We start from the raw sequence: 23,169 nt of genomic DNA, 5'->3' as shown, positions 1-23,169 counted from the left end.
GCCTCCGGAAGCGGAAGGGCCGTCACCGCCTTCGCCCCTATCGCGGTGCCCCGTGCACCCGTACCGCGATAGGAGAATGCGATGAACGGAGGCGACGAGCCGGGCCGGCGGCGGTAACGTGGCGGCCGTGACCGACGGTGATCCGGCGAACGCGCCCGAGACGAGTGACGGCCCGGCGGGGAGGACGGCGGCGCCGGAGTGGGCGGCCGAGCAGGACGTCCAGGAGGCCGACGCGGCGGCGCTGGTGGGACGGCAGTTCCCCGACCTGCGCGGGGCGCCGGTCCGGCTGCTGGCCACCGGCTGGGACAACACCGTCCACCTCGTCGGCGAGCGCTGGGCGTTCCGGTTCCCCCGCCGGGCCGTCGCGCTGCCCGGCGTCCAGCGGGAGATCGCGACGCTGCCCGCCCTGGCGGCGCGGCTGCCGCTGGCCCTGCCGGTGCCGGTCCGGGTCGGGCGGCCGTCCGGCGCCTACCCGTGGCCGTTCTGGGGCGCGGAGCTGATCCCCGGCCGGGAGCTGGCCGAGGTCGACCTCTCCGCGGACGGGCGGGTGCGGGCCGCCGCCGGCCTCGGCGCGTTCCTGCGCGCCCTGCACGATCCGGAGCTGGCCGCCGAGGTGGGCGGCGGCCTGCCCGTCGACCCGATGCGCCGGGCCGATCCGGCGGTCCGGGCGTCCATGTCCCGGGAGCGGCTGGACCGGCTGGTACGGCGCGGCGTGTGGAGCCCGGACCCGGCCGTGGACCGGCTCCTCGCCGAGGGCGAGCGGGCGGGCCCGCCGCCCGGCCCCGCCGTCGTCTCCCACGGCGACCTGCACCTGCGGCACCTGCTGGTGGGCGAGGACGGGCGGGCGACCGGCGTCATCGACTGGGGCGACCTGTGCCGGGCCGATCCGGCGGTCGACCTCTCCCTGGCCTACGCCGGTTTCGACGGGGCCGCCCGTACGGCCCTGCTCACGGCCTACGGCCGTCCGGTCGGTCCCGGGCGCGAGCTGGCGGCGCGCGTGCTGGCGGTGTGCCTGTGCGCGGTGCTCGCCGACTACGCCGCGTCCACCGGCCGCGCCCGGCTGCTGGCCGCCTCCCTCGCCGGCCTCCGCCGCGCCGTCGCCCGCTGACCCGGGCGCCCGTACTCGTCGCCCACCGGACCGGTCCGGCGCGCCGTCACCCGCCGGACCGCAGGGGGTCAGATCAGGCCGAGCGAGAGCATGGCGTCGGCGACCCGCTTGAAGCCGTCGATGTTGGCCCCGGCCACGTAGTCGCCCGGCATGCCGTACTCGTCGGCGGTCTGCAGGCAGCGGCCGTGGATGTCGCGCATGATCTCCTGGAGGCGGCGCTCGGAGAACTCGAAGGTCCACGAGTCGCGGCTGGCGTTCTGCTGCATCTCCAGCGCGCTGGTGGCCACGCCGCCCGCGTTGGCGGCCTTGCCCGGCCCGAAGGACACGCCGGCCTCCCGGAAGACCCGGATGCCCTCCGGCATGGTGGGCATGTTGGCGCCCTCGCCGACCGCGATGCAGCCGCCCCGCACCAGTGTCTCGGCGTCGCGGCCGGTGAGCTCGTTCTGGGTGGCGGACGGCATCGCCACGTCGCACGGCACCTCCCAGATGCTCCGCCCCGCCACGAAGACGGCGTCGCCGCCGCGGCGCTTGGCGTAGACGTCCACGCGCAGCCGCTCGACCTCCTTGACCTGCTTGAGCAGGTCGAGGTCGATGCCCTTCTCGTCGACGACGTAGCCGGAGGAGTCGGAGCAGGCGATGACCGTTCCGCCGAGCTGCCGGACCTTCTCGGTGGTGTAGATCGCGACGTTGCCGGAGCCGGAGACCACCACGCGCTTGCCGTCGAAGGACGTGCCGCGGGCCTTGAGCATCTCCTCGACGAAGAACGCGCAGCCGTACCCGGTGGCCTCGGTGCGGACCTGGGCGCCGCCGTAGCTGAGCCCCTTGCCGGTGATCACGCCGGACTCGTAGCGGTTGGTGATGCGCTTGTACTGGCCGAACAGGTAGCCGACCTCGCGCCCGCCGACGCCGATGTCGCCGGCGGGCACGTCGGTGTACTCGCCGATGTGGCGGTAGAGCTCGGTCATGAAGCTCTGGCAGAAGCGCATGATCTCGCGCTGGGAGCGGCCCTTGGGGTCGAAGTCCGAGCCGCCCTTGCCGCCGCCGATGGGCAGGCCGGTGAGGCTGTTCTTGAAGATCTGCTCGAAGCCGAGGAACTTCACGATGCCGAGGTAGACCGAGGGGTGGAAGCGCAGGCCGCCCTTGTACGGGCCCAGCGCGCTGTTGAACTCGACCCGGAAGCCCCGGTTGATGTGCACCTCGCCCTGGTCGTCCTCCCACGGCACCCGGAAGATGATCTGCCGCTCGGGCTCGCAGATCCGTTCGATGATCTTCGACTCGGCGTACTCGGGATGCTTCCCGAGGACCGGCCCGATGCTCTCCAGCACTTCCCGGACGGCCTGGTGGAACTCGGTCTCGCCGGGGTTCCGGCGCAGGACGCTGTCGTAGATGGACGCCAGTTTCTCGTGCAACATGACTTGTCTTCCCGATCGTCGGATCTCACAGCTTTGGTCTAGACCTTATGAGAAGCCCGTAACACGCCGTTTACCGGCCCTGGAAGCCATGCGCGACCCGTCCGCCGGGGCGGGGTTCCGGACCCCGGGCGGCGGACGGAAGGAATGGCCGGGACCATCGTCCAGCACGGAGCACCAGGTCAAGCACCCGGAACGGGTAAGGAAACCTCTATCTTCAGCGGCAGCGGGGAGCCGCGCGGGGGCGTGGCGGGCCTCCCGCCGCGGACCTCACTTCGGAAAGCCGATCTCCACCCGGCGGTTCCTGGCGCGGCCCTCCGGGTTGTCCCCGCCGTCGGGGGCGACGTTGGGCGCGACGGGGTCGGCGGCGCCGTGGCCCTCGACGGCGAAGGTGACGCCCCGGCCGCGCAGCAGCCGCTCCAGGACCCGCCGCACGGCCTGCGCCCGCCGGAGCGAGAGGGCGAGGTTGTAGGCGTCGTCGCCCTTGGCGTCGGTGTGGCCGTCGATGCGCACCCGCTCGCCGGCCGCCTCGGCGGCGAGCCGCTCGGCGACCTGCGCCAGGCGCTTCTCGGCCTTGGCGGTCAGGGTCGCCCGGTCGAAGGCGAACAGCACGTCGGCCGCGACGACGATCTTGCGTTCCGTGCCGCTGGTCTCGTCCGTGACGGACCCGTCGGAGGTGGCGATGCGCTGGCTGATGTCCAGCGTCTCGCCCCGGACGTCCGACGACGGGGCGTCCAGGTCGAGGACGGGCGCGGTGACCGGGGGGCCCGCCTGCACGGGGAGCGGCGTGGGCGGGCCCGGCGCGGGGGTGAGCAGGACCGCGGCCACGGCCAGCGCGCTAGCCGAGCGGTACATCGGCCAGCGTCCCGACGTTGGGGATGTGCACATCCATGGAGGTCACGTCGGCCGGCGGGGCGGCGAAGGTGGCCGAGAACACCGCGCCGTCGCCCTTCTTGAGGAACAGGGACCCGGTGATCCTGCTGCAGACGCAGCCGCCCGCGCTGTCCTGGGCGACGAGGTGCTTCTTGGCGTTCTTCACGTCGATCAGGAACACGCCGTCGACGTCGGCGTTCTGCTTGGGCACCGCCGAGAAGGCGTTGTTCACCTGCCAGCCCAGCGCCGAGTCGCCTTCCGTCACGGTGGCCGTGAAGGTGAGGTTCACGAACCGGTCGCGGCGGGCGAACTGCACGACCTCCACCCGGAAGCGGTGCTGGTCGAGGCTGCTCTCCCGCGCGGCCAGGACCTTGTCCGGCGGCGCGGTCGCCTCCTCCGCGGGGGCGTTCCCGGCGGAGGAGGCGAGTTCCACCCGCTCCTTCGGGACGTCCGCGGGGTCCGGTCCGAACCCGCACCCCGCGACCGTCAGGGCCAGTGCCGCCGCGGTGACCGCGCTCTTCGCTCTCATGGTCCTCATCCCGTCGTCTCAGCCCGCCGCGGACGGCCCGGAGCGCGGAGGGGCGTCACCGGTTCGCGTCTCCCCGGCGCGCGGGCCTCCGGCGGGAACGACCGCGCGGGAGCGGTCGTCGTCCCCGCGGGCCCGCCTCGGCCGCCCGCTGCGGGGTCCGGCGGACCGGGGCCGGCGGTCGGTCCGTATGACGGTAGGCGACGACGCGGGCGAAGTCGTACACCCCCGGATTGATTTCCGCGCGCGTTCCGGAGACCCGGTACTACACCGATCGCGGTAGGGCGGGCGCGGGCGTCTGAGGTTCCGGGAGGCACTTGTAGCCCACTTGCAAGCCAGTTGGGTGGGTGTTTTGTCCTATATGCAATAGCGACGTGAAGGTTTAGTCTCCCGGCATGGCACTCCTCCTCCCTTCTCCCCGACGCCTCCCTCCGGCGCCGGAAGCCGGAGGGCGCCGGGCCGGCTCCTGGGAGGACTCCGGGTCCGCGCACCGCTCCCGCTCTCCTGAGGAGGTATCCGCATGAGCGACGTCATCCGCATCGTGATCGCCGACGACCAGGCGATGGTCCGCGCGGGCCTGAAGCTCGTGGTGGAGAGCGAGCCGGGCATGGAGGTCGTCGGAGAGGCCGCCGACGGCCTGGAGGCCGTCGCGGTGGCCCGCCGCACCCGGCCGGACGTCGTCCTGATGGACATCTCCATGCCCCGCATGGACGGCCTCACCGCCACCCGGCGGCTGCTCGACCAGCCCGACCCGCCCCGGGTCGTCATGCTCACCACCTTCGACACCGACGAGAACCTCTACGCCGCGCTGCGGGCGGGGACCAGCGGCTTCCTGCTCAAGGTCTCCCCGCCCGAGCAGCTCGTGGAGGCCGTCCGCGTCGTGGTGGGCGGCGACGCCCTGCTGGACCCGGCGGTGACCACGCGGGTCATCGCCTCCTTCGCCGGCCGCCACGAGCCCGCGCCCCCGCCCCGGCTCGGCGAGCTGACCCCGCGGGAGCTGGAGGTGCTGCGGTTCCTGGCCCGCGGCCTGACCAACGCCGAGATCGCCCGGGAGCTCTTCGTCGGCGAGGCCACGGTCAAGACGCACGTGGCGCGGGTGCTCATGAAGCTGCACCTGCGCGACCGCGCCCAGGCGGTGGTGTTCGCCTACGAGTCCGGGGTGGTGCGGCCGGGCGCGGCGGTCGGCTAGCCGTTCTGTCCCGTGATGTCGGGTATGCGGCCGGCGGCCCGGACCGCTCTCCGCCTCCCGGCCGGCGCGGTCCCCCGCCCCCGCCGCGCGGTCCCCCGCCGCCTCCCGGCCGCACGGCTCCGGCCGTCCTCACGACTCGGGGAAGGTCACGCTCCGCACGAGCCGGCCCGCCAGCGTGTCATCGCAGCGGCCCGCCGCGCAGAAGTAGATCATCAGGGCGGGCTCGTCCGGCCGTTCCACGGCGTACCCGACGAAGTCGAGCCGGCCGCCCTGCTGCGGGTCGGCGATCGATCCCTCCAGCCGTACGGCGGGCCGCCCGCCGACCCGGACCTGCACCACCTCGGAGAAGACGCTCACCGTGCCGGGCAGCGAGGACTGCAGCGTCTCCTGGAGCTGCTGGGCGCCGCCGCGCGGGTCGAGCGTGTCCAGCGTCTGCGCGTAGACGCCGGTGGCCTCTTCCGGCTCGGTCTTGATGATCTCGTTGACGGCCGCCCAGTCGGCGGTGACCGGGGTGCTGAACAGGGTCCGGAACTCCTCGGCCCGGGGGGCGGAGACCGCGAACACGTCCGCGTGCTGGATCGTCGTCCAGTCGGCCGGGTGCTCGAACGCGACCGGCACCGCGGCCGAGCCCCGGTAGGCGGCCCACGCGTCCTCGCCCCGCAGGAGCACGGCGAGCGCCGCGACCAGCGCGATGATCACGGCGATCGCCGCCCCGGCCCCCAGGAGGATGCGCCGTCCGCCGGAGCGGGCGCGCGGTCTCCCCTGCCGCCTGGCGGCCGGCCGGGTCTGCTGCAGCTGGTAGGACTGGCCGCTGATCGCGTCGCGCAGCGCGGTGACGAACGCGGTGCAGCTGTCGTAGCGCTGCTCCGGGGCCTTGGCCAGCGCCCGCGCCATCACCCCGTCGACCTCCGGCGGCAGCTCGGGCCGGAGCGTGGACAGCGGCGTCGGCGGCTCGGCCAGGTGCGCCCAGAGCAGCGCGATCTCGTTGTCGCGCTGGAACGGCAGCCGCCCCGCCAGCGCCTCGTAGACCACGCAGGCCAGGCCGTACTGGTCGCACCGCCCGTCGATGGTCTCCTTGTTGATCTGCTCGGGCGACATGTAGCGGGGGGTGCCGATGAACTGGTCGGTCTGGGTCAGCCCGGAGATGGAGGTGCGGTGCTTGGTGATGCCGAAGTCGGTGAGGTAGACGTGCTCGCCCTCGGTGTGCCCGGCGACCAGGATGTTGGCGGGTTTGACGTCGCGGTGGATCAGGTCGTGCGCGTGCGAGGTGTCCAGCGCGGCGGCGACCTGTGCGAAGATCCGGTTGACCTGGCTGACCGGGAGCGGCCCCCGGTCGTAGAACAGGCGGCGCAGGTCGGGGCCGTCGACGTAGCGCATCGCGATGTAGAGGGTGCCGTCGGCGGCGGCGTCCGCCTCGTAGATCGGGATGATGTTGGGGTGGTCGATGCTGGCGACCGTCCGCGACTCCAGGATGAAGCGCTGGCGGAACCGGTCGTCCTCGCCGAGCAGCGGGTTGAGGACCTTCAGGGCGACCCGGCGGTTGAGCCGCGAGTCCACCGCGAGGTAGACCACGGCCATGCCGCCCTTGCCGATGACGTCCTCGACGTGGTAGCCGGCCACCTCCTGGCCGATGAGCGCTCTCTCGTTCACCGGCGCCGTCACGCCTCGGCCGGGTGGCCGCAGAAGCCGCAGAACCGGTGGGCGTGGCCCAGCCGCATCCCGCAGGCGGTGCAGTACTTCTGGACGGCCGCGCCCGGGTTCGTCCCGGTTCCCGCCGTCCCCGGGCCGGTGTCACCGCCGTTCGGCGCGGTCCCGTCCGGCCGTCCGGGGCCGCGGGCGACCAGCACGGGCCCGCCGGAACCGGTGGACGGCCCGCCGGACCCGGTGGGCGCGTCCCCGGGAACGATCTTCGGCAGGGCCGGGAAGGACCGCCCGACCACGACCGTGGGGTTGGCCCCCTCGTCGACCGGGGGCCTGCGCGGGATGGCGATGGGCGGCTCGGGGACCGGCGCGCCCGTCTCGACGGTCCCGGCCTCCGCCGGGTCCGGGGCCTGCGCGGCCCCGCGCCGCCACAGCAGCAGCGCCCCGGCCGCCACCGCGGCCACCAGCACGGCGCCGCCGGCCACGAACGGCCAGAGCGGCATCCCCGCGCCCGTGCCCGCGCGCTCGCCGGCGGCGGCCCGCTTCGTGCCCTCGTCCTCGGCGGTGCCGCGCTTGGCCTGCGAGGTCTTCAGGTGCGCGGCGGCCACGACGTGGCCGGGATACAGCTCCAGGACGCGCTGGAAGGCCGGGACGGCGTCGCCGTAGTACCTGGTGTGGAAGCGGGTCAGCGCCTGCTCGAACGCCGCGTCGATCGGGCCGCGCCGGGCCGGCACCTTCGCCTCGGCCAGCGCCGTGGCGATCTCCCGGACGCCGATCATCCGGGCCTCCTTGCCGCCGCCCACGAGCAGTCCGACGACCTCGCCCTTCTTGTCCTCGATCACCGGGCCGCCGAGCAGCCCCTTGTCGACGAGGGCGCCCAGCTTCACCGGTTCGTCGGCCTTGCCCTCCGGGTCCTTGAACCGCCGGCCGCCGTCCCCGGACCCTCCGCCGCCGCCGGCCTGCAGGTGCGCGATCTCCACGGTCTCCGGCCGGTCCGCCGCGGGCCGCCCGGTGAACCCGGCGACCGCGACCGGTGAGCCCTCCTTGTCGGGCACCTTGGCGGCCAGCGGCGCGGTGGGCAGTCCCGCCCCGCCGTCGGCGCGCCCGGTCGGCACCAGCACCGCCGGGCCGTCGGGTTCGTCCCCGGCGCGGGCGACCTCGGCCCGGAACCCCTCGGCGTCGGCGGGGGCGATGTTGGGGAAGATCCGGATCTCGGTGGTGACGTCGACGATGCAGGTCGCCGTGGCGCTCTTCGGCGGGTAGCACTCCTGCAGGTGGTGGTCGAGCTTGTCGTCGGAGAGCTTGTGCCGCTCGAAATCGCCGGGGATCTTCACCTTGTGGTGCTCGGCGAAGATCCGGTTGGCGGCGTACACCGCGATGTCCTTGTCGGTCTTCACCACGCGGGTCAGGGTGACGACCGCGCCCTCGGGGTTGACCACGGTCCCGGTGCCGCTGCCGATCGGCACCTCGTAGCTCCGCTCGACGTGGACCAGCTCGCCGAGGTGGTCGAGCAGGGTGATGTCCGCCTTCGCCGTCGCCTCGACGCGCACCACCGCGGGGGTCACCAGATCGGTGATCCCGCTGGGGTGTTCGTGCGCCAGGGCGGCGGGCATCGCGGCGACCGCGAGCGCCAGGCCGCCGAGGAGTGCCAGTGCCGTTCCGAGCCGCCGCATCACCACTCCATTAAGGGGATAGGACCAGGGTGGCAACCTATCGCCGGAAGTCAATAGAGCGCTGCGCCGGCGGCGGATCGATCGGGAAACGATCCGCGGCCCGCCCCGCCGGTCAGCCGCGGCGGCGGAGCAGTGCGGCGGGGTCGAAGGAGACCTCGAACGGGGCGACCAGGGCGGCGGTCTCCCCCGCCTCGTGCTTCTCGGCGGGCTTGTACTCGTCGCCCGCGAGCTCGTGGACGTGCAGGGACGGCCCCTCGTCGAGCTCGATCCGCCAGTAGACGGGGATGCCCGCGTCCGCGTAGGCGGACCGCTTCAGCTGCCGGTCCCTGCCCTGGGTGCTGGGACTGACCACCTCGACCGCCAGCAGGACGTCCTCCGGCCGGAACATCAGCTCCGTATTGTCAGCGGCCTCCGCCGGCACCACGACGAGGTCGGGAATGAAGAAGTCGCGGGGCCCCACCCGGAGGTTGACCTCCGGCAGCGGCTCGAATTCCAGCGGTGCGGCGTCCTCCAGGATCCGCAGAAGGCGTGCGATCACACGCTGGTGCAGAGGAATGGGTGAGGGACTCACCAGCAGACTCCCGTTGAAGAGCTCGTAGCGGTTCCCGTCGTCGGGGAACTGCAGCAGGTCGTCGACCGTGAACGGCGGCCTTCCCTGGAGAACCGTCCGCTCGCCCTTCGGCTCCGTCACCGGCTCCGTCGTTGCCATCATCGTCACCCGTCCGCGTATGGAGAGTCCCGCCTGCGCCGACATGCTACTTCCCGGAATTTCCTCACTTCATGTACGCGTCCCGTCACGCCCCGCCCAGTCGCGGGCGCCCCGCCGTACGGCCCGGTGCACGGCGCGGGCGGCGCGGGCGCCCCAGACGGAGCGGGGGCCGCCGAACGGCTCCCCGGGACCGTCGCCGCCCGGCCCGGTCTCGGGTACGGCGACGCAGACCGCGTCGGAGGCGGTGCCGGTGCAGCCGAAGCCCTCCTCGATGAGGGCCTGGGTCTTGGCCTCGGTCACCGTCATGACCAGGTTGACCAGGGCGGCGTCGCTCACCGGGACCGGGACGGCGACGAGGATGTTGATCGTCCCCGGCCGGTGCGGGGGGGCGAGCTCGGGGTCGGGGACCCCCTCGGGGGCGGCGGCCCAGGTGGGGATGCGCAGGCCCACCGTGGCCACGGCCTCCGCTCCTCCGTCGGCGGCCCGGGTGAAGCGGTCCACCGCGGCGGCGGTGAGCATGCCGACGCCGGGGCCGGGCGGGGCCATCTCCCGCAGGTGGTCCACCGGGTCCATGCGCGCGTAGCCGCCGGGCACCTGGGCGTTCAGCACCCACTCGACCGGCCCGATGCCGCCGCCGACCATGGCCGAGGAGATCGCCCGCCAGCCGGGGCCGGGCCGCCACAGCAGGGAGGCCAGCAGGACCCCGTCCTCGCGGCGGCGGCTCAGTTCGAAGGACCCCCGCGCCAGGCGGCCCCGTCCCGGAGCCAGCGGTCCGACGCCCGGCCCCGCACCGCCCGGTCCGACGCCCCCCGGTCCGACGCCCCCCGGTCCGACGCCCCCCGGTCCGACGCCCCCCGGTCCGACGCCTCCCGGTCCGGCGCCGCCCTCTGCGGGTCCGGCGTCGCCCGGTCGCGGAGACCGCGGCGCGGGCAGGACCGGTTCACGGCCCGGAAGCGGGGGGCTCGATGTCATGGGGGCGCTCCAGGTGGACTCCGGGCCTGCCGCCGGGACCGGTCTCGATCCGGACGCGGGCGCCGAAGTGCTCGTCGATCAGCTTCTCGGTGAGCACGTCCGCGGGGGCTCCCGAGGCCGCCACCCTACCGTGGGAGAGCAGCGTCATCGTGTCGGCGTACTGCCCGGCCACGCCCAGGTCGTGCAGGGTCGTGACCACGGTCAGCCCGTCGGCCCGCCGGAGCCGGTCCACCAGTTCCAGGACCTGCTGCTGGCGGCCCAGGTCGAGGGCGGTGGTGGGCTCGTCGAGCAGCAGGACCGGCGCCTGCTGGACCAGCGCCCTGGCCAGCACCACCCGCTGGCGCTCGCCGCCGGACAGCCGGCCGAGCCGCCGGGAGGCGAACGGCTCCAGGCCGAGCCGCTCCAGCACCGACGCCGTCGCCTCCCGGTCGGCGCGGCTCTCCCGGCCCAGGTGGGGGATGTACGGCGTGCGGCCCAGCAGGGCGTAGTCGAACACGGTCATGTCGGCGGGGAGGACCGGGGACTGGGGGGCGTAGGCGATCAGCCGGGCCCGCTCCCGGGGCTTGAGCCGCCGGAGGGGGACGTCGTCGACGAGCACCTCGCCCGAGCAGGGCAGCACCCCGGCCAGGGCCTTGAGCAGGGTGGACTTGCCCGCGCCGTTGGCGCCGATCACGGCGAGCCAGCCGCCGCGGCCCACCGCCAGGCCGACGCCGGACAGCACGGTCCTGCCGTCGAGGGCCACCTCCAGGTCGCGGGCCAGGATCCGGCTCATGTGCCCACCTGCCGGGTCATGCGCAGCACGGCGACGAAGAACGGCGCGCCGACGAAGGCGGTGACCACGCCGATGGGCAGTTCCGCCGGGGCCAGGACGGTCCGGGCGAGCACGTCGGCCAGGACGAGGAAGGCCCCGCCGCCGAGCAGGGAGAGCGGGAGCACGATCCGGTAGGACCCTCCGGCCAGGCGGCGGACGACGTGCGGGACGACGATGCCGACGAAGCCGATCAGCCCGCTGACCGCGACGGCCGCGGCGGTGGCCAGGGAGGCGGCGAGCAGGACGGCGAGCCGTACCCGGGCGGCGTGCAGGCCGAGGCCGGCGGCCTCGTCGTCGCCGACCGAGAGCACGTCGAGCAGCCGCCCGTGCAGCAGCAGGACCCCCACCGAGACCGCGGCGTAGGGGACGACCAGGGTGATCCGCTCCCAGCCGCCGCCGACGTCGCCGAGGATCCAGGCGTAGATGCGCTCCAGCTCGTCGACGCCGATCTGCTGGACGAACGTCTGGACGGCGGTCAGGAAGGACGAGACGGCGACCCCGGCCAGCACCAGGGTGGCGGTCCCGCCGCCCCGGCCGGCGACGTTGCCCAGGGCGTAGGCGAGCAGGACGCCGCCGACGGCCCCGGTGAAGGCCGCGACCGGGATGACGAGGGCGTCACCGTCCCCCTTCAGGAACACGATCGCCGCGGTGGTGGTGAGCCCGGCGCCCGCGGCGGCGCCCAGCAGGTAGGGGTCGGCGAGCGGGTTGCGGAATGCGCCCTGGTAAGCGGCCCCGGCGACGGCGAGCAGGCCGCCGACGAGCGCCCCGAGCAGGACCCGGGGCAGCCGCAGCTCCAGCAGCAGGTTCCGTTCGACGGGGGTCAGGCCGGAGTCGGCGGAGACGAGCGGCAGCCAGTCGAGCAGTTGCAGCGCGATCCCGCCGGGGGCGATGTCCGCGGCCCCGGCCAGCAGCCCGGCGACCATGCTCGCGAGCAGGGCGCCGAGCGCGAGGGCGAGCGCGCCGGGCCTCAGGCGGGAGGGGCCGGGACCCCGGCGGGAGAGACCGGACCTCGTGCCGGAGGGGCTGAGACCCGGACGCAAGGAGCCGGGGTCCAGGCGGGAGGGGCCGGTCACCTACTCGGACGCGGCCTTGCTCACGGCCTCGCCGACCCGCTGGACGAGGTCGGCGACGCGCGGGCCCCAGCGGGAGGCGACGTCGTCGTCGAGGGCGACGACCCGGTCGCCGGTGACGGCGGAGAGCCCGGCCCAGCCGGGCCGCTTGGCCAGGGTCGCGGCGGACTGGCCGCAGCACTTGGTGTCGGCGAGGAAGATCAGGTCGGGGTCGGCCTGGGCGACGAACTCCGCCGAGAGCTTGGGGTAGCCGCCGGCCAGGTCGGGGGCCTTGTCGGCGATGTTGGTCAGACCGAACAGGGCGTAGACCTGGCCGACGAAGGTGGTGGAGGTCACCGAGTAGGGCGTGGTGTCCAGCTCGTGGTAATAGGTGAGCTTCTTGTCCTTGGGGGCCGCGGCCACGACCTCGTCGATCCTCTTCTTCATCCCGGCCACGACCTTCTCGGCCCCGGCCGCGTTGCCGGTGGCCGCGCCGAGGTCGGTGATCTGGTCGTAGGCCTCGTCGAGCGTGGCGGCGGCGGGCTCCAGCAGCACCGGGACGCCGACCTTGCCCAGCTTGGCGACGATGCCGTCGGTGTCGGTGGCGAGCACGACCAGGTCGGGCTTCTGCGCGACGATCGCCTCGGCGTTCGGCTTGAAGCCGGACAGATCGGTCTTGGGCGCCTCGGCCGGGTGGGTGGACTGGTCGTCCACCGCGACCACCTGGGGACCGGCGCCGACGGCGAACAGGGTCTCGGTCGCGGTGGGCGACAGGGAGACGATCCGCTCGGGCCGGGCGGTGACGGTGACGGAGCCGTTGCCCGCCTCGATCGTGGCGGGGAAGGCCTTCGCGGAGGGGGCGGGGGCGGACTCCGCCGGGGAGGCGCCGGCGGCGGGCGCGGCCGGGCTCTGGCCGCAGCCGGCCAGGGCCAGTGCGCTCAGCAGGGCGCCCGCCAAGGCGGTACGTACGGGCCTCACGGGGGGTCCTTTCACTTGCGGGAAACGAGGACCCGCGAGAACTGCGACGGATCACCCCTTTCCACGGGGGTCGACGGCGTCGGCGCGGCGGGAGGCGACCTGGCTCGGCCCCGTGGGGCCATGACAGTTGCGGGACAGCGCCGGACTCGCACCGGACTTCGCTCCACACTGCGCGTCGGACGAACGGTATCAATCCCCCCACACGATCCCGCGCCGCGGGGTGCGCGCCCGCCCCGGGCGCGGCGGCGGGGCGGCGGCGGGCGGGCGCGGGCCGTACCGGCATGATGGATCCCATCATGGACGAGATGATTCTGCTGCGGCACGGCGAGACCGAGTGGAGCCGGGACAGGCGGCACACCGGGCGCACCGACATCCCCCTCACCGCCAGGGGCGAGGAGCAGGCGCGGGCGCTCGCCCCGCTGGTCGCCGGCGGGGGCTTCGGCCTGGTGCTGGTCAGCCCGGCCCTGCGGGCGCGGCGGACGGCCGAGCTCGCCGGGCTGGAGCGCTACGAGACCGACCCGGACATGTGGGAGTGGGACTACGGCGGCTACGAGGGCGTCACCACCGTGTCGGTCCGCGAGACCCGCCCCGACTGGTACCTGTGGCGCGACGGGGTGATCCCCGGCGACGCCGCGCACCCGGGTGAGAGCATCGCCCAGGTCGGCGCCCGCGCCGACCGGGTCATCGCCCGCGCCCGGCGGGCCGAGGGCGCCGTGGTGCTGGTCGCCCACGGCCACTACCTGCGGATCCTGGCCGCCCGCTGGCTCGACCAGGACCCCGCGGAGGGCCGCTTCCTGCGCCTGGACACCGGCACCTACTCCCGTCTCGGCTTCGAGCACGGCCGGCCGGTGGTCCTCACCTGGAACGCCCCGGTCGGGCCCTCCGCCTGACCGGGGCGCGCCCCGTCGCGGGCCGCCGCCCCCGGATCCGGCGCCCCGTCGCGGGCCGCCGCCCCCGGATCCGGCGCCCCGTCGCGGGCCGCCGCCCCCGGATCCGGCCGGGCACCACCGGTCCGGCCGGCGGGACGCCCGCCGTAACGGTCCGGCCGGCAGGACGCCCGCCGTACGGCGCGCCGCTCAGGCCGCCGCGGCGGCGGGCAGCGGACCGCGGCCGGTCAGCCACTCCACGACCTTCCGGTGGCCGTGGCAGGCGTCCTCGAAGTGACCCCAGTGCCAGAAGCGCGGCTGGTCGCGCACTCCGGTGACCCAGGTGCGGTAGGCCACCGGGGTGCGCGCGCCGTCCCGCTCGGCCGCCGGGGCGACGCCGTAGGTGCGGATCACGACGCGGCCGCCCGGTGCGAACAGCACGTCGTCGGCCACGGGGTACAGGGTCATCTGGTCGATCATGTTCGAGCCCCCAAGGTTCAGTGTGGCTCGAACTCTGCCCAGGCGCCCGGCTCCCGGTGTTACACCACCGGCGCGCGCAGGTTAACCCGCGCGCCCGGAGGTAAAAACGGCGTTACACCAGCAGGCCGTCGAACTCTCCGTCCTTGACGCCGAGCACCAGCGCGCGGATCTCGTCGCGGGTGTAGATCAGGGCGGGACCGTCGGGGAACCGGGAGTTGCGGACCGCGACGCTGCCGTCCGGCAGTTCGGCGAGCTCGACGCAGTTGCCCGTCGAGTTGCTGTGGCGGCTCTTCCGCCAGCGCGCCCCGGCCAGGTCCGTGGCCGGCATGCCGTTGTAGGTCTGCTCCATTTACATCTCTCTGAGAAGGTCGCCGAGGATCTCGGCGGTGCCCCCGGGCGTGGTGCTCTCCACGCACAGCTGCTCCATGGCCGTGAGGTAGGGGTCGACGTCCTCACGTTTGTCCAGGTAGAGGGCACCCCAGAGCTGCTCGACATAGACGACGTCCGACAGGTCGGACTGGGGGAATCGCAGGATGCTGAACGCGCCGCCCTCGGCCGCGTGCATGCCGAACCGGAAGGGCATCACCTGGATGGTGATGGTGGGGAGCGTGGCCACCTCCAGCAGGTGCCGGAGCTGCTCGCCCATGACCTCCCGGCCTCCGATCGGCCGTTTCAGCGCCGCCTCGTCGATGACGGCCCACAGCCGGGGCCCGTCCTTCTTCGTCAGGCGCTCCTGCCGCTGCATGCGCATGTGCACGCGGCGCTCGATCTCGGCGTCCGGAACGTCCGGGTAGCCCAGCCGGATCACGGTGCGCGCGTAGGCCGACGTCTGCAGGAGCCCGGGAACGAACTGCACCTCGTAGGTGCGGATCACGTTCGCCGCCTCCTCCAGCCCCACGTAGGTGGCGAACCAGTTCGGCAGCAGGTCGCCGTACTTGTGCCACCATCCGGGGGTGTTCGCCTCGCGGACCATCTCCAGCAGGCCGCGCCGCTCCGCGTTGTCGAGCACGCCGTACAGGGTGAGCAGGTCCTCCACGTCGCGCGTCTTGAATCCGACGCGCCCCAGCTCCATGCGGCTGATCTTGGACTCGGAGGCGCGGATGTGGAATCCCGCCACCTCGCGGGTGAGCCCCTTCTCCTCCCGCAGCCGGCGCAGGCTCGCGCCGAGCATGATGCGCCGAACAGTGGAACCGGTACCCGGCGGATCGATGGACACGTGGTGCTCCTTGCTCGCTTCCTGATCGACAGTGTGTCACTTCGCGGCCCGGGAGTCCCCGGCCGCAGACAAGATCCCCTTTCCTTCCGGACTACCGAAACAGGGGTAACCGTAGCGGTTGCAATCACCTGGTGCACGTGCATCCGCTCTTGCACATGCACGGGAGTTCAGGCCATCATGATCTGCGTGCAGTCCGCCCACATCGCGCCTCCGCGCCCCGCCTGGACGGCGCTCGACTGGTGGCCCCCCGTCGGCTGGTGGCCCGATCCGGCGCGCGACCTCCTGACGGCTCCCCCGTCGCCGTCCGCGCCTCCGGCGGCCGACGCCACCTTCGTGCTGCCCCCGCACCCCGAGTCCGTGCACGCCGCGCGGTGCTTCGCCGCCGGGACGCTCTCCGGCTGGCGGCTGGAGGACCTCGGCGAGAACATGGGGATCGTCGTCTCCGAGCTGGCCACCAACGCCATCAGGCACGGCCTCCGGCTGGCCGCGGACCGCACCAGGGAACCGGTCCGGCTCTCACTGATCCGCCGGGACCGCATGGTCGTGTGCGCGCTCAACGACCCGGGCGCCGGGTCCCCCACCCTCCGCGACCCCTCCCCGCTCGACGTCGGCGGGCTGGGGCTGCACATCGTCGAGTCACTGAGCGTCCGCTGGGGCTGGGCACCGCTCGCTCCGTACGGCAAAATCGTCTGGGCGGTCCTGCGGGCCTGACGGCTCCGGACGGCCCGCACGACCCCGGCCCCCGACGACCCCTGCCCCCGCCCGTCCCCGCACCGCGTCCCGCCGGACGCCCCGAAGCCTTCCCCGGAAAAGGCGCCGCCTCTTCCCCTCACCTGGCGCCCGCCGGTCCCGGGCCCGGCGCTTCCCCCGCCGCCGGCCCCGGGACCGGCCCCTCCCCCGCCCCGCCGCACCGCGTTCGTTCGGCCAAGCTTGTCGCATTCTGCGTGGTGCAGCCCCTACGGGAATGCCCTCTGCATTACCGTTGGTGCCTCCTGCACTCCCTGACGGGAGCGGCCTCCCGCCCTCCCCGACGGCTCCCGGAGAGTCCCCCACGCACGATTCCATAAGAGAGCTGCGAGATGGACGATCACCTGCTCGGCTGGTTGAAAACCCTCGACGAGGAGCGGCTCGCCCGGATCCTGGCCAACCGGCCGGACGCCATCGCTCCTCCGTGGCCGCGCCGCCTGGGCACGCTGGCCCAGCGGCTGGGCAACGGCTTCGCCGTGATGGAGGCGCTGCGCACCCTGCCGCTGCCCGCGCTGGAGGTCGTGGAGGCCGCCCTGGCCCTCGGCGACCGGGTCGACGCCGCGGAGCTGGCCCGCTTCCTGCGGGTGCCCGAGGAGGCCCCGGCCCCCTGGCTCGACCTGCTGGCCGACCACGCCCTGGCCTGGCCGGACGGCGAGGGCCGGATCCGGATCGTCGGCGCGCTCGCCCGCTGGTGGACGGCCCCCTGCGGGCTCGGCGAGCCGCTCGCCCACTACCTCGACTCCTGGACGGTCAGCGCGGACGCCCTGCGCTCGCTGGCGCGCTCGCTCGGCCTGCCCTCCGGTTCCAAGCGGCGCACGGCCGCCGCCATCGCCGGGGTGCTGTCCGACGCCGGGCGGGTCACCGCCCTCCTCGCCCGCGCGCCGGAGGGCGCCGCCCGGCTGCTGGAGGGCTTCGCCTGGGACGGGCCGGTCCGCGACGTCGACGGCGGCCGGTTCGTGGTGCCCGGCTCGCCGGAGAAGTGGGCCGCCGACCACGGCCTGCTCTTCCGGACCAGCTGGAACGTGGCCGAGATGCCCCGGGAGGTGGCGCTCGCGCTGCGCGGTCCCGACTACCGGCCGCCCTTCACCCCCGAGCCCCCCGACCTCGCCACGCTGCCGGTCGATCCCGAGACCGTCGACCACCTGATGACCCTGGCGGCCCCGCACGTGGTCGAACGCTGCGCCGCGATGCTGGAGAACACCGCCAAGGCCCCGCTGCCGCTGCTCAAGGCCGGCGGGGTCGGCGTGCGGGAGGTCCGCCGGGTGGCCAGGGAGACCGGCTGCGACGAGGACGAGACCCGGCTGCTGCTGGAGGTGTGCGCGGTGGCCCGCCTGCTGGCCTGGGACGAGCCGGCCGGCGGGCTGGTGCCCACCGACCGGTTCGACCGCTGGCGGCTGGACGACGCCCCGGCCCGGCTCCGGGTGCTGCTGGCGGCGTGGTGGCGGATGGAGCGCTCGTCGCTGCGCCGGACCCGCGGCAAGTACGGCACGGTGCTCGGCGACGACCCCGCCGGGGCCGCGGTGGCCCGGATCCGCCGGGCGGTGCTCGGCGTGCTGGCCCGCCTCCCGGCGAGTACGGCCTGCGCCGACACCGGCGGCCTGGTCCGCCTCGTCCACTGGCACGCCCCGCTCCTGGACCCGGCGCTGCTGGCCGAGTGCGCCCCGGCGGTGCTGGAGGAGGCCCGGTTGCTCGGGCTCACCGTCCGCGACGCCGCCCACGACGCCGTCACCGACCTGGGCCGCGCGCTGGCCGTGCTGGACGCCGACGCGGGCGACGAGGGAGACGGGTTCCGCCCGGCCGTGGAGCACGATCCGGGGTTGGTGGAGTGCTCCACCCGCGCCATGGCCAGCGTGCGGCGCAGCGCCCTGTTCGGTGCGGACCTGACGGCGGTGGTGACCGGGCCGCCCTCGACGGAGCTGGCGGCGCTGCTGGACCGGGCCGCCGAGCGCGAGTCGCGCGGCACGGCCTCGGTCTGGCGGTTCACCCCGGCGAGCGTGCGCGGCGCGCTGGACGCCGGCCACACCGCCGACGGCCTGCTGGCCGACCTCGCCGAGGTGGGGGTGGTCCCGCAGCCCCTGGACTACCTCGTGCGCGACGTGGCCAGGCGGCACGGGGAGGTCACCGTGACCACGGTGGCGTGCATCGTGCAGGCCGCCGACCCGGCGCTGCTGGCCGAGATCGCCGCCCACCGGCGGCTGTCCCGGCTCGGCCTGCGCCTGCTCGCGCCCACCGTGCTGGCCAGCGCGGCGCCGGCCGAACGGACCCTGGCCGCGCTGCGCGAGAACGGCTACGCCCCGGTGCCGGTCGAGGACACCGGGGAGATCACCGTGCGCCGGACCCGGATCGAGGAGCCGCGGGACGGCGGCCGGCTGATCCTGCTGCCCGGCGGGCAGGTGGCCGAGCTGGAACAGCAGGTCCCCCCGCTGACGGAACCCGCGCCCGACCCCCGGGAGCACGCCCGGCGGCTGCTGGCCACCGGCGGCGAGGGCGGTCAGCCGCCGGGCCGCACCTGGGCGGTCATCGGCCGCATGGCCTCCCGGCTGCCGACCGCCCAGCAGTCCCTGCTCGGCTTCGTGGTGGACCGGGGCGTACGGGCGGCGATCACGCTGGCCGACGGGCTGACCGCCACCATCAGCCACGGCGAGCTGCGCAGCGGCGTGCTCGACGCGTGGTGCGAGGAGGCCGGGGACTACCTGGAGTTCCCGCTGTCCGACATCATCGAGGTCCGGGGCTCCTACGCGTAGGCGCCCCGGCCGGCGTCAGAGCTCCTTCGCCCTGGCGGGGTTCGGCGTCAGAGCTCCTTCGCCTTGGCGAGGTTCGCGGCGAGCTCCTCCAGCACCGACGCGTAGCCCTGGTAGCTGTAGCGCTCCTCGGCGCGCCACGGGTAGACCTGGCCGGCCTTGACCGCGGGCAGCTCGGCGAAGGTCGGCTTCTTCATCATCTCCTCGACCTTCATCGACTGGGTGCGGGAGTCGACGAGGATCACGTCCGCCGCGTAGGTGTCGGCGTTCTCCCAGCTCAGCGTCTGCCAGAAGCCCGTCTCGTCGACCTTCTCCGGCACGACGACGTCCAGGCCCAGCTCCTTGAAGTGGCGCACGTCCACGTGGTCGGCGGGGTTGGCGATCCACAGCGAGTCGGGGCCGCCCGCCATGACCATGATCTTCAGCTTCTTCGCCTCGGGCGTGGGCAGCGCCGCGCCCGCCGCCTCGAACTTCGCCTTGGCCGCCGTCACGTCGGGGGCGTTCAGGTCGGCGCCGAGCGCGGCGGCCACCTCGCCGTACCGGCCGATCACCTCGGGCAGGGTCTTGCCGACCAGCCGCACGCCGAGCGTGGGGGCGGCCTGCTCGATGGTGGCGGCGGACTTCTCCGGGACGTACCAGAGCGTGTCCTTGTCGGAGGTGTACATGCCGCTGACGAGCAGTTCGGGCTGGAGCGAGATGTACTTCTCGACGTTGAACTCGTCCCAGACGTTGCCGAGCGACTCGACCTTGGTGATGTCGACCGGGCCGACCTGGGGGTCCTTGCTGCCGTCCTTCAGCTTGTGCGGGCCGAAGACCGCGATGGGCCGGACGCCGAAGTCCCAGAGCGCGGCGGCGGCGCCCACCTGGGCGACGATCCGGGTCGGGCGCCTGGGCGCTTCGATCTTCTTGCCGCGGTCGTCGGTGAAGGTCCACGGACCGGCCTCCGTCGCGGCGGGGGAGGCGGCGCCCGCGGCGGGGGCCGTGGTCTCCGCCTGGCCTCCGCAGGCGGCGAGGGCGAACAGGGCTGCACCGAGGCCGACGGCCAGGACGCCTCGCCGGGACAGGACAGGCAGGGACATTTTTCCCTCTCCAAAGGATAGGCTCACCTTATTACTTCCGGTTGAGATTAGCCTTGCCTAAGCAAGAGCGCGAAAAGGGGGTCGGGTGAGCACGGCCGATGGGGTCACGGTCGCCGCGGGCGACGCACGGGCCGGGCAGGCGCGGCGCTCCGTCCTGCTGGCCGCGGGGCTGCTGTCCGGGGCCGGGGTGCTGGCGCTGCTGGCGGCGGTCAGCATCGCGGTGGGATCCCGCTCCGTCCCGCTCTCCACGGTCCTCGACGCGCTGACCGCTCCGGACGGCTCGGCCGACCACACCGTGATCCGGGAGCTGCGCGTGCCGCGCACCGTCCTCGGGCTCGGCGTCGGCGCCGCCCTCGGCCTGGCCGGGGCGCTCATGCAGAGCCTGACCCGCAACCCCCTCGCCGACCCCGGCCTGCTCGGCGTCAACAGCGGCGCCGCGCTCGGCGTCGCCGCCGCCCTCGGCCTGCTGGGGATCTCCGACCCCGCCCTCTACGTCTGGTTCGCCTTCGCCGGGGCCGCCGGGGCCGCCGTGCTGGTCTACGCGCTGGGCTCGGCGGGCCGCGCCGGCTCCACCCCGGTACGGCTGGCGCTGGCGGGCGTGGCCCTGGGCATGGTCTTCAACGCCGCGTCCTCGGCGATCCTGCGGATCGACAGCGCGACCTTCGACCGGATGCGGTTCTGGCTGACCGGCTCCCTGGCCGGGCCGACCCCCGACGTCGCCGTGCGGCTCGCGCCGTTCCTGGCCGCCGGGCTGGCCCTGGGCCTGGCGCTGGCCGGGCCGCTCAACGCCCTGGCGCTCGGTGACGACGCGGGCCGCGCCCTGGGCGTGGGCGTCGGCCGCACCCGCGCGCTGACCGCCGTCGCCGTCACCCTGCTCTGCGGCTCGGCGACCGCCGCCGCCGGGCCGATCTGGTTCGTCGGGCTGGTCGTGCCGCACGGCGTGCGCCTGCTCACCGGCTCCGACCAGCGCTGGCTGCTGCCGTACACCGCCGTGTTCACCCCGGTGCTCCTGCTCGGCGCCGACGTCCTCGGCCGGATCGTCGTGTCCCCGGCCGAGATCCAGGTCGGCCTCATGTGGGCCGTCGTCGGGGTTCCGGTGTTCATCGTCCTCGCCCGGCGCAGGAGGCTCGCCGCCCTATGACGACCATCTCCCCCTCTCTCGGAGCCCGCCGCGCCATGACCGTCCTGCGCCTCGCCTCCTGGTCGCTGCGGCTGTCCCCGCGCGGCCCGGCCGTCTGCCTCGCGCTCGCCGCCGTGGGCGTCGCCGTCAGCCTGGTCGCCCTGTCGACCGGCGAGTTCACCGTGCCCGTCCCCGACATCGTGGGCTCGGTCTTCGGCCGGGGCACCCCGGCCGCCGAGCTCATCGTCTGGAAGCTGCGCGCCCCCCGGGTCGTGACCGGCCTGCTGGTCGGCGCGGCGTTCGGGCTGAGCGGGGCGATCTTCCAGAGCATCACCCGCAACCCGCTCGGCAGCCCCGACTTCATCGGGTTCACCGCGGGCGCGGCGACCGGCGGCATCGTCGCGGTCGTCCTGGGCGGCTCCGCCTGGCAGATCGCGGGCGGCTCGCTGCTCGGCTGCGTGGCCTGTGCGCTGCTGGTCTACGCGCTCTCCTTCCGCAACGGCGTGCAGGCCCACCGGCTGATCCTCGTCGGCATCGGGATCAGCGCGCTGCTCACCTCCGCCGACTGGTACCTGCTGACCCGGGCCAACATCAACGACGCCGCCACCGCGGGGGCCTGGCTCACCGGCAGCCTGGGCGGGCGCGGCTGGGAGCACGCGCTCCCCGTCGCCTGCGCGCTGGCGCTGCTGCTGCCGGTCTGCGCCCTGGTCTCCCGCCCGCTGCGGATGATGGAGATGGGCGACGACGCGGCCAAGGCCGTCGGCATCCGGGTCGAGCCGGTGCGCGCCGCCGCGGTCACCGCGGGCGTGCTGCTGTGCGGGGTGGCCACCGCCGCCACCGGCCCGGTGGTCTTCGTCGCCATGGCGGCCCCGCAGCTCGCCCGGCGACTCACCCGCTCCCCCGGGGTCACCATGCTCGCCTCCGCGCTGACGGGCGCGGTCCTGCTGGTGACGGCCGACCTCGCCGCGCAGCGCCTGCTGGCCCCGGTCCAGCTCCCCGTGGGGATCATGACCGCCGCGATCGGCGGCACGTACCTGGTGTACATGCTCCGGAAGGAACGACGTTGAGACTGCAGGGCACCGGACTGACGCTCTCCTACGACGACCGCGTGGTCGCCGACGGCCTGGACGTGGCGATCCCGGACGGCTCCTTCACCGTGATCATCGGGCCGAACGCGTGCGGCAAGTCCACGACGCTGCGGGCGCTGGCCCGCATGCTCAGGCCCCGCGCCGGGACGGTCCACCTCGACGGCTCCCTGATCACCTCGCTGCCGTCCAAGGAGGTCGCCCGCCGGCTCGGCCTGCTGCCGCAGAGCTCGATCGTGCCCGACGGCATCACCGTCGCCGACCTGGTCGGCCGGGGCCGCTACCCGCACCAGCGGCTGATGCGGCAGTGGTCGAGGCAGGACGAGACCGCGGTCGGCTCGGCCATGGAGGCCACCGGCGTGGCCGACCTGGCCGACCGGTGCGTGGACGAGCTCTCCGGCGGCCAGCGCCAGCGCGTCTGGCTGGCCATGGCGCTGGCCCAGGAGACCTCGATCCTGCTGCTGGACGAGCCGACGACCTTCCTCGACATCGCCCACCAGGTCGAGGTCCTCGACCTCTGCGCCGACCTGCACGAGCAGGGCCGCACCCTGGTCGCGGTGCTGCACGACCTGAACCAGGCCTGCCGCTACGCCACCCACCTGATCGTGATGCGCGCGGGCCGGATCGTGGCCGAGGGCGATCCCACCGAGATCGTCACCGCCCAGCTGGTCCACGACGTCTTCGACCTGCGCTGCGAGATCATCGCCGACCCGCAGAGCGGCACCCCGATGATCGTCCCGGAGGCCCGCCGCCGCGCCCGCACCGGCGCCACGGCCTGATCCCCCGCACCGGCCGCCACAGCCTGGTCCCGGATCGCCGCGCCCGCCGGACGGCGGCCCGAACCGCTCCCGGATCGCCGCGCCCGGGGCCCGGTCTCCGGGCCCCGGGTGCGGCCGG

22 protein-coding genes and 1 riboswitch are annotated in these 23,169 nt (G+C 74.5%); of the genes, 8 read left to right on the top strand and 14 right to left on the bottom strand.

Features of this window, described 5'->3' with window-relative positions:
- Nucleotides 1–127 precede the first annotated feature (127 nt).
- Complete coding sequence (locus HS045_RS18615) at nucleotides 128–1,108, top strand: phosphotransferase (protein ID WP_196452575.1); 981 nt, start codon at nucleotides 128–130, stop codon at nucleotides 1,106–1,108.
- A gap of 68 nt (nucleotides 1,109–1,176) precedes the next feature.
- On the opposite strand, the gene gdhA is transcribed toward HS045_RS18615, so the two are convergent.
- The 3 genes from gdhA to HS045_RS18600 all read right to left on the bottom strand — a co-directional run bounded on the left by gdhA (nucleotide 1,177) and on the right by HS045_RS18600 (nucleotide 3,919).
- On the bottom strand, nucleotides 1,177–2,520 hold the full coding sequence (gene gdhA / locus HS045_RS18610) for an NADP-specific glutamate dehydrogenase (protein ID WP_196452574.1): 1,344 nt from the start codon (nucleotides 2,518–2,520) through the stop codon (nucleotides 1,177–1,179).
- 267 nt (nucleotides 2,521–2,787) lie between these two features.
- A complete protein-coding gene (locus HS045_RS18605) occupies nucleotides 2,788–3,372 on the bottom strand; it encodes an OmpA family protein (protein WP_196452573.1) in 585 nt (194 codons plus the stop codon).
- Nucleotides 3,356–3,919 (bottom strand): hypothetical protein, encoded by a 564-nt coding sequence (locus HS045_RS18600; RefSeq protein ID WP_196452572.1) that lies wholly within the window; start codon nucleotides 3,917–3,919, stop codon nucleotides 3,356–3,358. The genes HS045_RS18605 and HS045_RS18600 overlap by 17 nt, the downstream gene beginning before the upstream one ends.
- A 517-nt stretch (nucleotides 3,920–4,436) precedes the next feature.
- On the opposite strand from HS045_RS18600, the gene HS045_RS18595 reads away from it, so the two are divergent.
- Nucleotides 4,437–5,105: a response regulator transcription factor gene (locus tag HS045_RS18595; RefSeq protein ID WP_196452571.1), complete on the top strand. Its 669-nt coding sequence runs from the start codon at nucleotides 4,437–4,439 to the stop codon at nucleotides 5,103–5,105.
- 129 nt (nucleotides 5,106–5,234) lie between these two features.
- Here the strand turns inward: HS045_RS18595 and HS045_RS18590 are convergent, their stop codons facing one another.
- The 7 genes from HS045_RS18590 to HS045_RS18560 all read right to left on the bottom strand — a co-directional run bounded on the left by HS045_RS18590 (nucleotide 5,235) and on the right by HS045_RS18560 (nucleotide 12,938).
- Nucleotides 5,235–6,755 carry a serine/threonine-protein kinase gene (locus tag HS045_RS18590; protein ID WP_307827583.1) on the bottom strand — a complete coding sequence of 507 codons (1,521 nt, stop codon included), beginning with the start codon at nucleotides 6,753–6,755 and terminating at the stop codon, nucleotides 5,235–5,237.
- Between the two features lie 8 nt (nucleotides 6,756–6,763).
- Complete coding sequence (locus HS045_RS18585; RefSeq protein WP_196452569.1) at nucleotides 6,764–8,419, bottom strand: hypothetical protein; 1,656 nt, start codon at nucleotides 8,417–8,419, stop codon at nucleotides 6,764–6,766.
- A 112-nt stretch (nucleotides 8,420–8,531) separates the two neighbouring features.
- A complete protein-coding gene (locus HS045_RS18580; protein ID WP_196452568.1) occupies nucleotides 8,532–9,110 on the bottom strand; it encodes a Uma2 family endonuclease in 579 nt (192 codons plus the stop codon).
- Between the two features lie 87 nt (nucleotides 9,111–9,197).
- Nucleotides 9,198–9,875: an adenosylcobinamide amidohydrolase gene (locus HS045_RS18575; RefSeq protein ID WP_196452870.1), complete on the bottom strand. Its 678-nt coding sequence runs from the start codon at nucleotides 9,873–9,875 to the stop codon at nucleotides 9,198–9,200.
- Between the two features lie 193 nt (nucleotides 9,876–10,068).
- Nucleotides 10,069–10,872, bottom strand: a complete 804-nt coding sequence (locus tag HS045_RS18570; protein WP_196452567.1) for an ABC transporter ATP-binding protein — start codon at nucleotides 10,870–10,872, stop codon at nucleotides 10,069–10,071.
- Entirely contained in the window at nucleotides 10,869–11,834 is a 966-nt protein-coding gene (locus HS045_RS18565; RefSeq protein WP_196452869.1) for an iron ABC transporter permease, read from the bottom strand. The genes HS045_RS18570 and HS045_RS18565 overlap by 4 nt, the downstream gene beginning before the upstream one ends.
- A gap of 150 nt (nucleotides 11,835–11,984) precedes the next feature.
- Nucleotides 11,985–12,938, bottom strand: a complete 954-nt coding sequence (locus tag HS045_RS18560; protein ID WP_196452566.1) for an ABC transporter substrate-binding protein — start codon at nucleotides 12,936–12,938, stop codon at nucleotides 11,985–11,987.
- 98 nt (nucleotides 12,939–13,036) lie between these two features.
- Nucleotides 13,037–13,095: riboswitch (cobalamin riboswitch) on the bottom strand.
- A 139-nt stretch (nucleotides 13,096–13,234) separates the two neighbouring features.
- Between HS045_RS18560 and HS045_RS18555 the strand changes: the two genes are divergently transcribed.
- Complete coding sequence (locus tag HS045_RS18555) at nucleotides 13,235–13,828, top strand: histidine phosphatase family protein (RefSeq protein WP_196452565.1); 594 nt, start codon at nucleotides 13,235–13,237, stop codon at nucleotides 13,826–13,828.
- A 186-nt stretch (nucleotides 13,829–14,014) separates the two neighbouring features.
- Here HS045_RS18555 and HS045_RS18550 read toward each other — a convergent pair whose 3' ends face one another.
- The 3 genes from HS045_RS18550 to HS045_RS18540 form a co-directional block, all read right to left on the bottom strand.
- On the bottom strand, nucleotides 14,015–14,272 hold the full coding sequence (locus HS045_RS18550) for a hypothetical protein (RefSeq protein ID WP_230884097.1): 258 nt from the start codon (nucleotides 14,270–14,272) through the stop codon (nucleotides 14,015–14,017).
- 124 nt (nucleotides 14,273–14,396) lie between these two features.
- Nucleotides 14,397–14,633 carry a DUF397 domain-containing protein gene (locus tag HS045_RS18545; RefSeq protein ID WP_196452563.1) on the bottom strand — a complete coding sequence of 79 codons (237 nt, stop codon included), beginning with the start codon at nucleotides 14,631–14,633 and terminating at the stop codon, nucleotides 14,397–14,399.
- Nucleotides 14,634–15,500, bottom strand: a complete 867-nt coding sequence (locus tag HS045_RS18540; protein ID WP_374191386.1) for a helix-turn-helix domain-containing protein — start codon at nucleotides 15,498–15,500, stop codon at nucleotides 14,634–14,636.
- Between the two features lie 177 nt (nucleotides 15,501–15,677).
- On the opposite strand from HS045_RS18540, the gene HS045_RS18535 reads away from it, so the two are divergent.
- Together HS045_RS18535 and HS045_RS35895 are read left to right on the top strand one after the other, a co-directional pair.
- Nucleotides 15,678–16,211: an ATP-binding protein gene (locus HS045_RS18535; protein WP_196452562.1), complete on the top strand. Its 534-nt coding sequence runs from the start codon at nucleotides 15,678–15,680 to the stop codon at nucleotides 16,209–16,211.
- A 368-nt stretch (nucleotides 16,212–16,579) separates the two neighbouring features.
- Nucleotides 16,580–18,991: a helicase-associated domain-containing protein gene (locus HS045_RS35895; protein ID WP_196452561.1), complete on the top strand. Its 2,412-nt coding sequence runs from the start codon at nucleotides 16,580–16,582 to the stop codon at nucleotides 18,989–18,991.
- Nucleotides 18,992–19,038: 47 nt separating this feature from the next.
- Here HS045_RS35895 and HS045_RS18525 read toward each other — a convergent pair whose 3' ends face one another.
- A complete protein-coding gene (locus HS045_RS18525; RefSeq protein ID WP_196452560.1) occupies nucleotides 19,039–20,067 on the bottom strand; it encodes an ABC transporter substrate-binding protein in 1,029 nt (342 codons plus the stop codon).
- 85 nt (nucleotides 20,068–20,152) lie between these two features.
- Here HS045_RS18525 and HS045_RS18520 point away from each other — a divergent pair, with 85 nt between their 5' ends.
- From HS045_RS18520 to HS045_RS18510, 3 genes are read left to right on the top strand one after another with little or no spacing between them, the layout of a single operon-like run.
- Nucleotides 20,153–21,208: an iron ABC transporter permease gene (locus HS045_RS18520; protein WP_196452559.1), complete on the top strand. Its 1,056-nt coding sequence runs from the start codon at nucleotides 20,153–20,155 to the stop codon at nucleotides 21,206–21,208.
- Nucleotides 21,205–22,254 (top strand): iron chelate uptake ABC transporter family permease subunit, encoded by a 1,050-nt coding sequence (locus HS045_RS18515; protein ID WP_230884096.1) that lies wholly within the window; start codon nucleotides 21,205–21,207, stop codon nucleotides 22,252–22,254. Before HS045_RS18520 ends, HS045_RS18515 begins: the two co-directional genes overlap by 4 nt.
- Entirely contained in the window at nucleotides 22,251–23,051 is an 801-nt protein-coding gene (locus HS045_RS18510) for an ABC transporter ATP-binding protein (RefSeq protein WP_196452558.1), read from the top strand. The genes HS045_RS18515 and HS045_RS18510 overlap by 4 nt, the downstream gene beginning before the upstream one ends.
- Nucleotides 23,052–23,169: the final 118 nt, after the last annotated feature.

The sequence above is a fragment of the Planomonospora sp. ID82291 genome (assembly GCF_015711645.1).
GTDB lineage: Bacteria > Actinomycetota > Actinomycetes > Streptosporangiales > Streptosporangiaceae > Planomonospora.
The sequence above is the reverse complement of the archived record's forward strand: the minus strand, read 5'-3'. Positions and strand labels throughout refer to the sequence as shown.